Here is a 14,535-nt window from a genome sequence, read left to right as displayed (position 1 = left end):
AAGAAACGATTGAGGAGTTGCTTGCCAAAGGCGATTCGCTGAAAGAAGAAGTGGCCAGTGCCATTACCCACGGGCTCGGTGTCATCTTCAGTATCGTCGCGCTTGTCATGTTGATTTTGCAGGCAACGAAGTCAGGCAGTGCCTGGAACATCACCGCCGTCAGTATTTTCGGGGCAACGATGATTTTACTGTATCTGTTCTCGACGTTGATGCATTCGCTTATGCATACGAAAGCCAATAAAGTATTACAAATTCTCGATCACGCGGGCATTTACTTATTGATTGCCGGCAGTTATACACCGTTCGCCCTGATTACGTTACGGGGACCGCTCGGTTGGACATTGCTCGGAATCGTCTGGGGTGTCGGGATACTCGGCATCATCTGGAAACTGTATTCGACCGGTAAACATGTCTGGATTTCGAATGCCTCGTACCTGATTCTTGGCTGGTGTTGTCTGTTTGCGATCAAGCCGATGTATGAAGCACTCGGATTACAAGGATTTTTACTTTTGCTTGGCGGCGGTCTCGCCTATTCACTCGGCGTCATCTTTTACGTCTGGGCCCGCTTGCCTTATAATCACGCGATTTGGCATCTGTTTGTCCTTGCCGGCAGCGTCCTGATTTTCTTATCGATTTTCTATTACGTTGCTCCGGCACCGGCGCCGCTGTCTTGAAAAACTTAAAGTTACGGGACTGGCTCCCGTTTACCCTCTACATGCTGATGGGTGCCGGACTGCTCCTGTATTTCCGTTTTTCGGGAATGATGGAGCAGTTTGATATTCAGGCCTTGTCTGACTGGATTCGTCAGCAGGGCGCTTTCGGCATGTTGCTGTACATATTGGCGTATACGATCCGTCCGCTCGTCTTTTTTCCGGCGAGTCTGCTGACGGTGTTTGGTGGTTATACATACGGTCCGTGGGTTGGCACACTGCTTGACGTCGTTGGGGCAGGGACCGGCAGTTTGCTAAGTTTTTGGATTGCCCGTCTGCTCGGTCGGCGCGGCATCGAAAAAATCATCGGAACCGGTAAGTTGACGATTCTTGATGAACGGATTGCCACGAATGGATTCTTCGTCGTCTTAACGGTCCGGCTGATTCCACTATTTCCGTTTGACGCGATCAGTTATGCGTCCGGTCTGTCGAAAATTAAATTCCGTCAGTTTGCGCTCGCCAGTTACCTCGGCATCATTCCCGGAGCTTTCGTTTACAACAATATCGGGGCGAGCCTGCGCGATCCGTTTTCCTGGCAATTTTTCTTTGCGATTTTCTTGTACCTGTTCTTTTTCATCGTTGGTTTTTTTGCCCAGCGAAAACTACGAAAAAAACAAAACATCGAGCACATGTAAGCGCTTTATGTCATAATATGAATGCAGAGATGTGAACCGACACGGTAAAACAGCCTAGCATTTATTTAGGGGGAGTAATGAGTGATGGAACGAGTATTACGGGATGGTTTTATCTTCTTATCGCAAAATAAGACATTGAATGGTCTGGCAAAACGGTACGGCTTGAAGTTCGGCGCAGGGCGCTTTGTGGCAGGGGACTCACTTGAAGCTTCAAAACGGGCAATCCAGGATTTGAACTCCAAGGGATTATGCGTCACGATGGATCACCTCGGTGAATTCATCTCGACGGTTGCGGAAGCGGAAATGATGACGCAGGAATGTATTCGTGCAGTGGAAATGATTGCGGAAGAGAAATTAGACTCGCAACTTTCACTGAAACTGACGTCACTTGGTCTTGATATCTCGGACGAATTGATTCGCTCGAACATGGAACGAATTTTGACACGGGCGAAAGAAGTCGGTGTCTTCGTGACGATCGATATGGAAGACGAGCCGCGTTGTGAAAAAACGATCCAATTGTTTGAAGAATTGCGTCAATCGTTTGATAACATCGGAACGGTCATCCAGTCGTACCTGTACCGTTCGGAAGACGACATCAAACGTGTCGGACGATTCGAGACGAATTTGCGAATCGTTAAAGGGGCCTATAAAGAGCCGGCAACGGTTGCTTTCCCGGAAAAAGAAGATGTGGACCACAACTACATCAAACTCGTAAAACTTCAACTGTCACTCGGTAACTATGCTGCGGTCGCAACGCATGACGACGCGATGATTGAACAGATCATCCGTTATGCAAAAGAAAACGGCATCGGCAACGACAAGTTCGAATTCCAGATGCTGTACGGCATCCGCGTCGAACGTCAGCTTGAACTCGTGAAGCTCGGCTATAAAGTCCGTGTTTACGTCCCTTACGGTCGTGACTGGTACGGCTACTTCATGCGCCGCTTAGCGGAACGTCCGGCAAACGTGGCGTTTGTCCTTAAAGGAATGGTTAAAGGATAATAACAAATAATAGAGAAGTGAAAGATGGAGCTGTCATAGCTTCATCTTTTTGTTTTATCGTTTGAAAGATTTTTCTCTTCCCGTGCTTTTCGTAGCCAATATGGCTAGGGAGACTCAAAAGAAATCACTCGTTATTCATGCCCTTTCCTCAGGCGAGACACAAGCCAAACTTTGCTGTTCGCAAGTCGGGTCTTGTCTGTCTCTGACAGCGCAAAAAAATGCGCTTTTTCCTGAAGGAGTTGCATGAATCGAGTGATTTTTTCTACTTGATACGTGTGAACAGATGAACGCTTGCACTGAATGGGTTTTATCAGCAAAAAGACGTGTCCATCCGACTTCTGCGGGAAAAGAAAGCTTGCTTCCGTCAGGGACAGGCAAGACCCGGTCATCGTTAGATAGGCGCGGCTTGCGTCCCGCACGAGAAAAGCGGGTGGACATACGTCTGTTGCAAATAGATCATTTTTTAACCCTTTGTCCGAAACGCAAACAAACAGGAAAACGCATGGGCCTGATCGAGCAACCGGTGACCGGTCATGACGGCACCTTCCTTTTGAATGACGGCTTCGTCAAGCAACGTCCATCCGAGTTCGTCTGCCAGTTGGACGAGTTCCCACGGCATCATCGTATTGCCCATCGGTGCCTCTTCCCCGTGCAGGCGACGGTAGGACAATGCCCGTGGTGCTGCCGTCGGTCCAAGCAAACTGATGACGACGAGCGGGGAGACACGGCTGATTTCGTTCAGGACCGTGACAGGTTGCGTCGACCATTCGAGTGAATTGACGGCAAGGACGACGTCAAACGTCTCATCTGCAAACGGCAATGCTTCACCGGTTCCGACGACGAAGTCGAGTGCCGGCGATTTGGCACGGGCGATCCGGATCATCTCTTCCGACAGATCAAGACCCGTCACTTGAAACGCCTCAGCGAGCAACCGGCAGGCGGCGCCGTCGCCGCATCCTAAATCGAGTAACTTGCCGGACGCGATGACCGATGTTAAAAACGGAATAATCGTCTTCCGGCTGCCTGTCGTCCACATCATCTCCGACCGGTCGGCCCAGTCCGTCGCTTGTTGATCCCATAATTGTTCTGTCGATTTCATAAGAAATCCCCCTTTTGATTTCAGTCTAACAGGAAAATTTGACCAATAGCTGATTTTTTATTGCTACTGAATGATAATTCATTTATGATAGAGATGTAGAAGGAAGCAGTGGAAAAACGGACGGCTTCTTTTTTTGTCAGAATAATGAATGGTTGTTCATTCAATTACGAATCAGGGGGTCTATCATGGCGAGTCAAATCGGTCAGCCGACCACAGTACACACGACGAAACATATTCAATTCGCCGTCATTATCGGTTCAGGGGTCATGGGGGCAGGAATTGCCGCACACCTTGCGAACGCGGGAATCCGGACATTGATGCTTGATATCGTACCAAAAGAATTAACCGCGCAGGAGACGAAACAAGGATTGACGCTGGAAGATGCGGCAGTCCGCTCACGAATTGCCCGCGACAACCGGCAAAAGCTGTTGAAACAAAATCCGGCCCCACTCGCTTCCAAACAATTAATTGAGTTAATCGAAGTCGGAAATCTCGAAGACGATCTCGACCGTCTCAAAGAAGCGGACTGGGTGATTGAAGTCATCGTCGAACGATTGGATGTCAAACAACAATTGTTTGCGACGATTGAACCGTTTTTACGTGAAGATGCAATCGTCAGTTCCAACACATCGGGTATCTCGATTGAAGCGATGCGCGAAGGACGGTCGGAGTCGTTTAATGCCCGGTTCCTCGGCACACACTTCTTTAACCCGCCGCGTTACTTGAAGCTGCTTGAACTGATTCCGACACGCGATACGAATCCGGAAGTCGTCCAGTTCATGAAACAGTTTGCCGAAGAGCGTCTCGGTAAAGGGGTCGTCATCGCAAAAGATACACCAAACTTCATCGGTAACCGGATTGGGACATACGGTCTGCTCGTTACGATGGATGAAATGAAAAAAGGCGGGTATTCGATCGGGGAGGTCGATTCCGTCACTGGACCATTGCTCGGTCGTCCAAGCTCGGCGACGTTCCGGACGCTTGATGTCGTCGGAATCGACACATTCGTTCACGTCGCGAACAACGTCTATGATCTGTTACCGGACGGAGCGGAAAAAGAGACGTTTGCCGTACCGGCAGAAATGAAACGATTGGTTGACGAAGGGTCACTCGGGGCGAAGTCGGGTCAAGGCTTCTACAAAAAAGCCGGTAAACAGATTCTCGAACTCGATCTGGCGACTTTTGAATACGTTGAAAAGAAAGCGCTTACCGAACCGTCAATCGGTCAAGCAAAAGCTCTTCCGGGCGCTAAAAATAAACTGAAAGCCGTCGTCTTTGCGAAAGACCGTGTCGGTGCGTTACTCTGGCCAATCCATGCGAAGACGTTACTGTACTCGGCTCAACTGACACACGAAATCGCGGATGATATCAAAGCGATTGATGAAGCGATGAAATGGGGCTTCGGCTGGAAAATGGGACCGTTCGAGACGTGGGATGCACTCGGTGTCGAGAAGACGGTCGCGAAGATGAAACAGGACGGCTATGACGTCCCGGCCTGGGTTGATGAAATGCTGGCAGCAGGCGTCACAAACTTCTATAACGAAGACGGTCAATTTTACGATGCCAAGACGCAAAAATACGTCGGCAGTGCCGTCAATCCGAAGGAAATCCGGTTACGCGACGTCCGCAAATCAAACGGTGTTCTCCTTGAAAACAATGGTGCCCGTCTGATGGATCTCGGAGACGATGTGGCGGTCCTTGAATTCACGTCGAAGAGTAATGCAATCGGCGTCGACATTATGCAGATGATCGAGCAGTCGATTGATCTCGTTGAAAAAAATCACCGGGGACTGGTCATCGCCAACGACGGCAAAAACTTCTGTGTCGGAGCGAACCTGGCGATGATGTTGATGGAAGCGGAAGATGAAAACTGGTTCGAACTCGACTGGATCATCAACAAGTTCCAGCAATCGATTCAAAAAATCCGTTACGCGTCCCGTCCGATCGTCGTTGCGCCGCATGGCATGACGCTTGGCGGCGGAACAGAGATTTCACTTCCGGCAGCCCGGATGCAGGCGGCTCTTGAAACGTATATGGGACTTGTCGAAGTCGGTGTCGGTCTGATTCCGGGGGGCGGCGGAAACGTCAACACGTATCGTCGTCTGCTCGAGAACACACCGGACGGACTCGTCAATCTTGAAAAAGCGGCACAGAAAACGTTTGAGAATGTCGCGATGGCGAAAGTTTCGAAATCGGCCTTTGAAGCACGGGAACTCGGTTATGTCCGGACCGTCGATCAGATTTCGATGAACCGGGATCACTTGACGTTTGATGCAAAACAACTGGTGCTTGAACTCGACCGGACCGGTTACACGGCGCCGGCCCATACGAAGATTCCGGTCGTCGGCCGTGCCGGGAAAGCGACGCTTGAACTCGCGACCCGTGAAATGTTCTACGGCGGTTATATTTCGGAACACGATTTAAAAATTGCCAGCAAACTCGCACACGTCATTGCCGGCGGAAACGTCTCGTTTGGCACACACGTCGATGAGCAGTACATGCTCGATATCGAACGGGAAGCCTTCTTGAGCTTGATTGGCGAACTGAAAACACAACAACGGATGCAACATATGCTTGTCAAAGGCAAGCCGCTTCGTAACTGATGACTGGGGGGATTCGAATGAAGGAAGCAGTAATCGTCGCCGGTGCACGAACACCGGTCGGCAAAGCAAAAAAAGGATCATTTAAATCAATGCGTTCTGATGAACTCGCAGGCATCGTCATCAAGGAAACGTTGAAACGCGCGAACTACACGGGAGCAATCGATGATGTCATTCTCGGATGTGCCTTACCGGAAGCGGAGCAGGGGATGAACATCGCCCGTTACGCGTCGGTCCTCGGGGGACTGTCGCACGAAGTACCGGCAATCACGATCAACCGGTATTGCTCAAGTGGCTTACAGTCGATTGCCGATGCCTCGATGAAAATCATGACGGGTCAAGCAACGGCCGTCATCGCCGGCGGACTCGAATCCATGAGCCAGGTGCCGATGCCGGGGCACGTCGTTCGACCGAATCCGTCAATCGTCGAAACAGAACCGGAATATTATATGAGCATGGGACATACGGCAGAACAAGTCGCTTCGACCTATCAAGTCTCACGCGAAGATCAAGATGCCTTTGCACTGAAAAGCCATCAAAAAGCAGCCGCTGCAATTGCGTCCGGCAAATTCGCCGATGAAATCGTGCCGGTGACGGTCACGGAACAGTTCGTCAATGATGAGTTGAAGATTGAAGAAAAGACGTGGGTCGTCGAACATGACGAAGGTGTCCGTGCCGATTCATCACCGGAAGGCCTCGCCAAACTCCGTCCGGCATTCCGCCTCGGCGGAAGTGTCACAGCGGGGAACTCGTCTCAGACATCAGACGGTGCAGCCGCCGTCTTGATCATGGAGCGCGAGGAAGCAGAACGCCAGGGACTACCGATTCTCGGGAAATTCAAATCGTTTGCCGTCGGCGGTGTTCGTCCGGAAGTCATGGGAATCGGACCGGTCGTCGCGATTCCAAAGGCACTGGAACTGGCCGGCATCACTTTAGAAGAAGTCGGACTGATTGAATTAAATGAAGCATTTGCGTCCCAGTCACTCGGTGTCATCCGGGAACTCGGATTGAATGAAGACATCGTCAACGTCAACGGCGGCGCGATTGCGCTTGGTCATCCGCTCGGATGTACCGGAACGAAACTGACATTAACACTCTTGCATGAAATGAAACGACGGAACGTCCAATATGGTGTCGTCTCGATGTGTATCGGCGGCGGCATGGGTGCAGCCGGTGTATTCGAACTAGTTGAAGGAGGAACAGGACAATGAGCCAAACGACAAACGAATTAATTAAAGGTGGAAGTTTTGTATTAGATGAGTTGGCACCGGAACGTCTCTTTACACCGGAGGATTTCTCGGAAGAACACAAAATGGTTGGTGACATGACGGCGAAATTCGTTGAAGACCGTGTCGTTCCAGTTCTTGACCGGATCGAAAAACATGAGTTCGAGCTATCGGTCGGTTTACTGCGTGAAGCTGGTGAGCTTGGTCTGCTCGGTGCGGATGTACCGGAAGCCTACGGCGGCTATCAGATGGACAAGATTTCGTCGTCGATCATCACGGAGAAATTTGCCCGCGGTCGTTCGTTTGCCCTCAGTTATGGTGCTCACGTCGGGATCGGTTCGTTGCCGATCGTCTTCTTCGGGAACGAAGAACAAAAGCATAAGTACCTGCCGAAACTGTCGTCTGGTGAATGGATTGCGTCTTACGCGTTGACAGAACCGGGCTCAGGGTCGGATGCCCTCGGTGCGAAGACAACGGCAGTCTTGAATGAAGCCGGCACGCACTACATCCTAAACGGAGAAAAACAATGGATCACGAATGCCGGTTTCGCCAGTCTGTTTGTCGTCTACGCGAAAATTGACGGTGACAAATTCACGGCTTTCCTCGTCGAAGGTTCGTATCCGGGTGTCTCGACAGGACTCGAAGAACAGAAGATGGGAATCAAAGGATCGTCGACGCGGACATTGATTCTTGAAGACGCGGAAGTACCGGTTGATAACGTCCTCGGAGAAATCGGCCGTGGTCACGTCATCGCCTTCAATATCCTCAACGTCGGTCGTTACAAACTTGCGGTCGGTGCGGTCGGATCATCAAAACGGGCGATTGATCTCGCCGTCCAGTATTCGAACGAACGCAAACAGTTCAAGACACCAATCAGTTCGTTCCCGTTGATCCAGGAAAAACTGGCAACGATGGCAGCGCAGACGTATGCGATGGAAAGTTCGGTTTACCGGACAGGTGGTCTGTTCCAGGACAGCCTCGATCAGTTGTCGGACGAAGAAAGCAAAGACGGCAAGAAAATTGCCGATGCAATCGCCGAATACGCCATCGAATGCTCGATGAATAAAGTCTTTGCATCCGAGACATTTGATTACGTCATCGATGAAGCAGTCCAGATTCACGGCGGTTACGGCTTCATGGCCGAATACGAAGTCGAGAACATGTACCGTGATTCGCGAATCAACCGAATCTTTGAAGGAACAAACGAAATCAACCGTCTGCTTGTACCGGGCACATTGCTGAAGAAAGCGATGAAAGGCGACTTGCCGCTGCTCGCAGAAGCACAACGTCTGCAAAATGAAGTGATGAGCTTCATGCCGACGGAAGTCGGATCGGAGCCGCTTGACCGTGAACGTCATCTGCTCGCGATGATGAAAAAAATCTTCCTGTTGACGGCCGGAACAGCGGTCCAGAAATATCAGGACAAGCTCCAAGGCGAGCAGGAAATCCTTGCGAACACAGCCGACATCATGAGTGCGATTTATGCGCTTGAGTCAGCAATCGTCCGGACGGAAAAAGCGATTGCCACGAAAGGCGTCGAGAAAAACGAATTGAAAATCCGTTATACGGAAGTCTTCGCACAACAAGCGTTCGAAGGCGTCGAGCGTGACGCGAAAGAAACGCTTTATGCTGCTGCAAGCGGAGATGAACTCCGGATGCTGCTGTCGGCATTGAAAAAGTTCAGCCGATACCAACCGATTAATTCGATCGGAACGAAACGCCAGATTGCGAAACGTTTGATCGAATCAAATAAATATACGGTCTAAGTCAGGTTTACTGATTCGCCTTTGCAGGGAAAATCTCTGTAAGGGCGAATTTTTTCATTGAAGGAGGGAGCAAACATGCGACACGAATTGACAGAACTCCAGTTTGCCATCGACTATTACAAATCACTCGAACGGCTTTCCGGGGAAGAATGGGAATTACCGCTTGCCGTCGATAAATGGACCGTTCAAGAATGTGTCAGTCATCTGTTTCTGTGGGACCGGTATTATCTCGATCATGCCGTCTCGAAGTTACCGGATGAACGATTGACGCTTGTTCAAACCGACTATGATGAGTTCAACCGCCTGGCGGTCGAATATGCCCATCATATCGATGCTCTCGCCTTATTGAAAAAAGCCATCGGTGTCCGCCGGGAACTGGTCACACTCCTCGACCGGCTGACGGACGAACAATATGAGCGGACGTATGAAGGGACCTTTCAGCCGAAAGTGTTCGTCGAATCCTTCATCGCTCATGACCACCACCATCAAGATCAAATCGATGCGGCATTGGCGCGCTTGAAACGCAACTGATGCATCTGCTAATCTGAAGTCAGAGGTGATGAAAAAAATGGTAACAATGTACGGTTATCCAAAATGCAGTACGTGTGTCAAAGCAAAAAAAGCATTGGAAACGAACGGGGTCGAAGTCGACTACAAGCATATTGTCGACGAGACACCGAGTGCCGAAACAATTCGGGAACTTCATCAAAAGAGCGGCGAACCGCTGAAGAAGTTTTTTAACACGAGTGGTCAGTCGTACCGGTCGCAAGGAATCAAGGATCGTTTACCGGAACTTTCCGAACAGGAGCAATACGAATTGCTCGCAAGTGACGGGATGTTGCTGAAGCGTCCGATTGTCACGGACGGGCAAGACGTGACCATCGGATTCAAAGAAGAACTCTATCAAGGAAAATGGTATTAAGAAGGCTAGTTCATTTGGTATACTGAAGGCGTTAGTCCACTATCGAACACAGGGGGAATCGCAAATGAGTCAAGTCAAAGACAATCTACGTTATTCGGAAGAGCATGAATGGGTCGAAGTAACAGGAAACAAAGCACGAATCGGAATCACGGATTTCGCGCAACATGAACTTGGCGATATCGTCTTCGTCGAACTGCCAGAAGTCGGAGATACGATTTCGGCAAACGAGCCGTTTGGTTCAGTCGAATCCGTTAAAACGGTATCCGAATTGTACGCACCGATTTCAGGGAAAGTCGTTGCCATCAATGAATCACTTTCAGATTCCCCAGAACTCGTCAACGAATCACCATTCGAAGGTGCTTGGATGGTTGATATCGAGATCGCAGACGAAGCACAAGTCGAAGCATTGATGGACGCTGCTGCTTACAAATCGATGATCAACGAGTAATACTTAACGAAAAGATGACAAGGAAACGATTTCGTTTCCTCGTCGTCTTTTTTTCTGTATACTGGCACAAGATAAGAAAGAGGAAGGGAGAACGGGATTAATGAAGGAAGTCACAGCAGCACCAGAAAACGGTTTTTTGTATGTCTATGCACCGATGTGTGGGACGTGTGCCATCGCAAGCCGGATGCTTGAGATCGTCGAAGCGACAAAAGACGGGGAATGGATTCAACAAGCGAACGGAAACTTCATTCCGGAGTTTTTAGAACACGCCCAAGTCATGAGTGTTCCCGCCTTATTAAAAATCGAGGATAACCAAGTCGTATCAAGGCTTTATGCGTTTCAGTCGGTTCAGAACGTCTTTGCATTTTGTGCAGAATAAGGAGAGAAATCAAAAAAATGATTTCTCTTTACGCTAAATTGTCGGAATATTTACAATAATCCGTTGACAATGACAATTTATGAATGGTATATTCATATCAACTTCTAGAAATACTTTATAGGAAGTCTGGCAGAGATGTAAATCGGCTGTTTCTTTTCATGACAGAACCGTTCAACAAAATCCTAGGTTGTTTGTTTGTCTCCCCTTAAGTCGTCCCCCAAAGACGAAGCGGCCCAAAAAGACAATCCTGGATTGGAGCAGGTAATCTGAATGCGAGGACAGTTTGGTTTATATGTCGAAAGGGCGCCGTCCTCTGGTACGACGAACGAAGAAGTTCGTGTCAGAGCTGGGTTTTCCTTCGTAGTGTTTCTAACCACATTATTCGTGTTGCCGGTTCACCGGCAGCGCCTTTTTTTTGTTTTCGAAAGATTTTCGAGCAGTCACCTTGCCAAGCCGAATTCTCCCTGCTACAATGCGATTAAGGTAAATTACTTTAATTCATATCCGATTAGTCGGAATTAAAAAGAGATACGGAGGACGAACAGGCATGACAGTACGTTTTATGGATGTATTTACAGAGTGGGCGTCAACATACGACGACACGGTTACGGGGCACGATCCGGAGTACAAAGAAGTCTTTCGTCGTTATGAAGAAATATTAGATACGGTGGCAACAAAAGCGATCTCACCGGTCGTCGAGTTCGGGGCTGGAACAGGGAACCTGACCCAACGATTGCTCGATCGGCATCAAGACGTTTTGGCGGTGGAACCGAGCCCGGAGATGCGGGAAATTCTCATCGATAAGATTCCAACGTTACCTGTACAGGACGGACACTTCCTGTCCTTTACGGCAGACCATGCGAAAAGTTTTGTTTCGACCTATGCGTTTCATCATCTGACGGATGAGGAAAAGGGAGAAGCAGTTGATCTGATGGCGCAGATTTTGCCGCAAGACGGAAAAATCGTCTACGCCGACACGATGTTCGTATCGGAAGAAGCGCGTCTGCAGACGATCGCTGAAGCGAAAGCACAAGGATTCAACGGTTTGGCAGAAGACTTGGAACGTGAGTTTTATCCACTGATTCCGGTCATGGAACAAATTTTTGCGTCACGTGGATTTGACGTGACATTCACACAATACAATCACTTCGTCTGGCTCGTAGAAGCCGAGAAAATGGGGGAATAAATCATGACAATCAAAAAAATGAACGTAGAAAGCTTTAACCTGGACCATACGAAAGTCAAAGCACCTTATATCCGCGTCGCCGGTTACAAAGACGGTAAAGTCGATCAAGTCGTCAAATACGACATCCGCTTCACACAACCGAACGTGGAACAAATGCCGATGCGTGCGATGCACACACTCGAGCACTTACTCGCTGAAAATATCCGCAATTACTCGGATGACGTCATCGATGTGTCGCCGATGGGATGCCAAACAGGTTTCTACATGGCGATGATGAACTTCGATTCGGTCGAAAAAATGAGCGAACTCGTTGAGAAAACATTAAAAGACGTCTTAGCAGCAGAAGAAATTCCAGCGCAAAACGAAGTCCAATGCGGATTCGCAAGCGCCCACGACCTTAAAGGAGCGAAGCACTATGCCGAGAAAATGCTTGCCGGTCGTGATGAATGGGACATCGTCTTCGGATGATCGCGAAATCAGTCCGCGACCTCGTCGGAAATACGCCGCTCTACGAGATTACTTCATTCGATTTGCCTGCTGGTACGCGGATTTTGGCGAAGCTCGAATGGATGAACCCTGGGGGCAGCGTCAAAGACCGCCTGGGCATTCAACTCGTTGATGCCGCGATCGAACAGGGATATGTGACACGAGGCGGAACGATCATCGAACCGACTGCCGGCAACACCGGCATCGGTTTGGCGCTCGCCGCTAAAAAATATGACCTTCAAGTCATCTGTGTCGTTCCGGAAAAGTTCAGCCAGGAGAAACAGACGTTGATGCGGGCACTCGGCGCGACTGTCGTCAACACACCGACTGAGCTCGATATGCAGGGTGCGATCGATAAAGCCAAAGAACTCGGACAAACGATTCCAAACAGCTATGTTCCGCTTCAATTCGAAAACGAAGAAAATCCGGTTACGTATCAGCGGACACTTGGTCCTGAGCTGATGGCGGAGCTGGATCAGATTGATTGGTTCGTTGCGGGATGCGGATCAGGTGGAACGTTTGCCGGAACAGCGGCGTATTTAAAAGAACGTCTCGGGACAAAAGGTGCAATCGTTGAACCGGAAGGCTCAGTCCTCAACGGGGGACCGGCCGGACCGCATAAGACGGAAGGCATCGGGACGGCCAAATGGCCAAGTCTCGTTTCCCGTGACTTAGTGGATGAAATTCATACGATTTCCGATCATGACGCTTTTACGAAAGTCCATGAGCTAGCGGCCCGTGAAGGATTGCTCGTCGGCAGTTCGGCCGGCGCGGCACTCGTTGCAGCACTTGATCTGGCACATCGTTTTCCCGGCAGTACCATCGTCACCGTCTTTGCGGACAGTGCCGAACGGTATTTAAGCCAACAAATCTTTGAAAAGGTGGACGAGACACATGCGTAAAAAGACAGCATTGATTCATGGAGGAACAGGCGTCGATCGAGCAACAGGTGCCGTTACACCCCCGATTTATCAAACAAGCACATACAAACAGGAAAAAATCGGTCAGTTAAAAGAAGGATATGAGTATTCCCGGACAGCGAACCCGACACGGACGAGCATCGAACGTCTGATTGCCGATCTTGAAGGCGGTGCACGCGGTTTTGCCTTCGGATCAGGGATGGCAGCGATTCACGCTGTCTTTAACCTGCTCGAATCAGGCGACCACATCGTCATGACAGATGACGTCTACGGCGGGACATTCCGTTTGATGCAGCGTGTCTTACCGAAGTTCAACATCCAAGTGACGTTCGTCGATACGACGGATCTCGCGGCGACGGAAGCTGCGGTGCAAGACAACACGAAGATGCTGTATGTCGAAACACCGACGAACCCATTGTTGAAAGTTACAGATATCGCAGCAGTTGCTGAGATCGCGAAACGCAACAACTTGAAACTCGTCGTCGATAACACATTCGCGACACCGTACTTGCAACAACCACTCGCTCTCGGCGCAGATATCGTCTTGCACAGCGCGACAAAATACATCGGCGGTCATTCGGACGTCGTCGCCGGACTTGTCGTTGTCAACAGCGACGAGCTCGGAGAAGATCTTCACTTCATCCAAAACTCGACCGGCGGTATTCTTGGACCGCAGGACAGCTTCCTGCTCGTCCGTGGATTACGGACACTTGGTATCCGGATGGATGCAATCGAAGAAACATCACACGATCTCGTTCACTTCTTACAGGAACAGGACGTCGTTTCAAACATCTTCTATCCGGGACTTCCAACACATCCGGGTCACGCGACACAACAGAAACAGGCGACCGGTTTCGGCGGAATGATCAGTTTTGATGTCGGTTCAGCAGAAAATGCGGAGAAACTCGTCGAAGCGACACATTTCTTCACATTGGCTGAAAGTCTTGGAGCGGTCGAGAGTTTGATTTCCGTTCCGGCACGGATGACGCATGCGTCGATTCCAGCAGAGCGTCGCGCAGAACTCGGAATTACAGATGGTCTCGTTCGGATCTCGGTCGGTCTTGAGGACGCGGAAGACTTGAAAGAAGATTTGGCACGTGCTTTCAGTCTGCTTCAACCGGTTTCAGAAAAAACTGTTTGACAAGCAAAATAACCC

The 14,535-nt window shown here is 49.8% G+C and carries 15 protein-coding genes; 14 read left to right on the top strand and 1 reads right to left on the bottom strand.

Translation table 11 applies throughout. The features are described from left to right. Positions 1–8 precede the first annotated feature (8 nt). From trhA to EXIG_RS12005, 3 genes are all read left to right on the top strand, one after another. Positions 9–674, top strand: coding sequence for a PAQR family membrane homeostasis protein TrhA (gene trhA / locus EXIG_RS12015; RefSeq protein WP_041262008.1), 666 nt, complete (start codon positions 9–11; stop codon positions 672–674). Continuing rightward, the gene (locus tag EXIG_RS12010; RefSeq protein ID WP_012371223.1) at positions 671–1,345 is read left to right on the top strand and encodes a TVP38/TMEM64 family protein; all 675 of its coding nucleotides are present in this window, start codon (positions 671–673) and stop codon (positions 1,343–1,345) included. The genes trhA and EXIG_RS12010 overlap by 4 nt, the downstream gene beginning before the upstream one ends. An 84-nt stretch (positions 1,346–1,429) precedes the next feature. Further along, positions 1,430–2,347: a proline dehydrogenase family protein gene (locus EXIG_RS12005; protein ID WP_012371222.1), complete on the top strand. Its 918-nt coding sequence runs from the start codon at positions 1,430–1,432 to the stop codon at positions 2,345–2,347. 463 nt (positions 2,348–2,810) lie between these two features. On the opposite strand, the gene EXIG_RS12000 is transcribed toward EXIG_RS12005, so the two are convergent. Further along, a complete protein-coding gene (locus EXIG_RS12000) occupies positions 2,811–3,446 on the bottom strand; it encodes a class I SAM-dependent methyltransferase (RefSeq protein WP_012371221.1) in 636 nt (211 codons plus the stop codon). Positions 3,447–3,631: 185 nt separating this feature from the next. On the opposite strand from EXIG_RS12000, the gene EXIG_RS11995 reads away from it, so the two are divergent. From EXIG_RS11995 to EXIG_RS11945, 11 genes are all read left to right on the top strand, one after another. Then, the gene (locus EXIG_RS11995) at positions 3,632–6,049 is read left to right on the top strand and encodes a 3-hydroxyacyl-CoA dehydrogenase/enoyl-CoA hydratase family protein (RefSeq protein ID WP_012371220.1); all 2,418 of its coding nucleotides are present in this window, start codon (positions 3,632–3,634) and stop codon (positions 6,047–6,049) included. Between the two features lie 17 nt (positions 6,050–6,066). Continuing rightward, positions 6,067–7,257, top strand: coding sequence for an acetyl-CoA C-acetyltransferase (locus tag EXIG_RS11990; protein ID WP_012371219.1), 1,191 nt, complete (start codon positions 6,067–6,069; stop codon positions 7,255–7,257). Next, a complete protein-coding gene (locus tag EXIG_RS11985) occupies positions 7,254–9,038 on the top strand; it encodes an acyl-CoA dehydrogenase FadE (RefSeq protein ID WP_012371218.1) in 1,785 nt (594 codons plus the stop codon). Before EXIG_RS11990 ends, EXIG_RS11985 begins: the two co-directional genes overlap by 4 nt. A gap of 75 nt (positions 9,039–9,113) precedes the next feature. Continuing rightward, entirely contained in the window at positions 9,114–9,569 is a 456-nt protein-coding gene (locus EXIG_RS11980; protein WP_012371217.1) for a DinB family protein, read from the top strand. Positions 9,570–9,606: 37 nt separating this feature from the next. Next, a complete protein-coding gene (locus EXIG_RS11975; RefSeq protein ID WP_012371216.1) occupies positions 9,607–9,960 on the top strand; it encodes an arsenate reductase family protein in 354 nt (117 codons plus the stop codon). Between the two features lie 64 nt (positions 9,961–10,024). Further along, complete coding sequence (gcvH, locus tag EXIG_RS11970; RefSeq protein WP_012371215.1) at positions 10,025–10,408, top strand: glycine cleavage system protein GcvH; 384 nt, start codon at positions 10,025–10,027, stop codon at positions 10,406–10,408. A gap of 100 nt (positions 10,409–10,508) precedes the next feature. Next, entirely contained in the window at positions 10,509–10,787 is a 279-nt protein-coding gene (locus EXIG_RS11965) for a thioredoxin family protein (RefSeq protein WP_012371214.1), read from the top strand. Between the two features lie 547 nt (positions 10,788–11,334). Further along, positions 11,335–11,973: a class I SAM-dependent methyltransferase gene (locus EXIG_RS11960; RefSeq protein ID WP_012371212.1), complete on the top strand. Its 639-nt coding sequence runs from the start codon at positions 11,335–11,337 to the stop codon at positions 11,971–11,973. Between the two features lie 3 nt (positions 11,974–11,976). Continuing rightward, a complete protein-coding gene (locus tag EXIG_RS11955; protein WP_012371211.1) occupies positions 11,977–12,441 on the top strand; it encodes an S-ribosylhomocysteine lyase in 465 nt (154 codons plus the stop codon). Continuing rightward, the gene (locus EXIG_RS11950) at positions 12,438–13,361 is read left to right on the top strand and encodes a PLP-dependent cysteine synthase family protein (RefSeq protein WP_012371210.1); all 924 of its coding nucleotides are present in this window, start codon (positions 12,438–12,440) and stop codon (positions 13,359–13,361) included. The genes EXIG_RS11955 and EXIG_RS11950 overlap by 4 nt, the downstream gene beginning before the upstream one ends. Then, on the top strand, positions 13,354–14,520 hold the full coding sequence (locus tag EXIG_RS11945; protein ID WP_012371209.1) for a bifunctional cystathionine gamma-lyase/homocysteine desulfhydrase: 1,167 nt from the start codon (positions 13,354–13,356) through the stop codon (positions 14,518–14,520). Before EXIG_RS11950 ends, EXIG_RS11945 begins: the two co-directional genes overlap by 8 nt. The last annotated feature ends 15 nt before the right edge of the window (positions 14,521–14,535 follow it).

The organism is Exiguobacterium artemiae 255-15 (genome assembly GCF_000019905.1).
Classification (GTDB): domain Bacteria; phylum Bacillota; class Bacilli; order Exiguobacteriales; family Exiguobacteriaceae; genus Exiguobacterium_A; species Exiguobacterium_A artemiae.
This window is presented reverse-complemented; position numbering and strand designations above follow the sequence as displayed.

What these genes read in the sequence shown, in the direction of transcription:
- EXIG_RS11960 (WP_012371212.1), top strand. Translation starts at nt 11,335, where the DNA reads ATGACAGTACGTTTTATGGATGTATTTACAGAGTGGGCGTCAACATAC.
- gcvH (WP_012371215.1), top strand. Translation starts at nt 10,025, where the DNA reads ATGAGTCAAGTCAAAGACAATCTACGTTATTCGGAAGAGCATGAATGG.
- EXIG_RS11995 (WP_012371220.1), top strand. Translation starts at nt 3,632, where the DNA reads ATGGCGAGTCAAATCGGTCAGCCGACCACAGTACACACGACGAAACAT.
- EXIG_RS11950 (WP_012371210.1), top strand. Translation starts at nt 12,438, where the DNA reads ATGATCGCGAAATCAGTCCGCGACCTCGTCGGAAATACGCCGCTCTAC.
- EXIG_RS11975 (WP_012371216.1), top strand. Translation starts at nt 9,607, where the DNA reads ATGGTAACAATGTACGGTTATCCAAAATGCAGTACGTGTGTCAAAGCA.
- EXIG_RS12000 (WP_012371221.1), bottom strand. Translation starts at nt 3,446, where the DNA reads ATGAAATCGACAGAACAATTATGGGATCAACAAGCGACGGACTGGGCC.
- EXIG_RS11955 (WP_012371211.1), top strand. Translation starts at nt 11,977, where the DNA reads ATGACAATCAAAAAAATGAACGTAGAAAGCTTTAACCTGGACCATACG.
- EXIG_RS11990 (WP_012371219.1), top strand. Translation starts at nt 6,067, where the DNA reads ATGAAGGAAGCAGTAATCGTCGCCGGTGCACGAACACCGGTCGGCAAA.
- EXIG_RS11985 (WP_012371218.1), top strand. Translation starts at nt 7,254, where the DNA reads ATGAGCCAAACGACAAACGAATTAATTAAAGGTGGAAGTTTTGTATTA.
- EXIG_RS11965 (WP_012371214.1), top strand. Translation starts at nt 10,509, where the DNA reads ATGAAGGAAGTCACAGCAGCACCAGAAAACGGTTTTTTGTATGTCTAT.
- EXIG_RS12005 (WP_012371222.1), top strand. Translation starts at nt 1,430, where the DNA reads ATGGAACGAGTATTACGGGATGGTTTTATCTTCTTATCGCAAAATAAG.
- EXIG_RS11945 (WP_012371209.1), top strand. Translation starts at nt 13,354, where the DNA reads ATGCGTAAAAAGACAGCATTGATTCATGGAGGAACAGGCGTCGATCGA.
- EXIG_RS11980 (WP_012371217.1), top strand. Translation starts at nt 9,114, where the DNA reads ATGCGACACGAATTGACAGAACTCCAGTTTGCCATCGACTATTACAAA.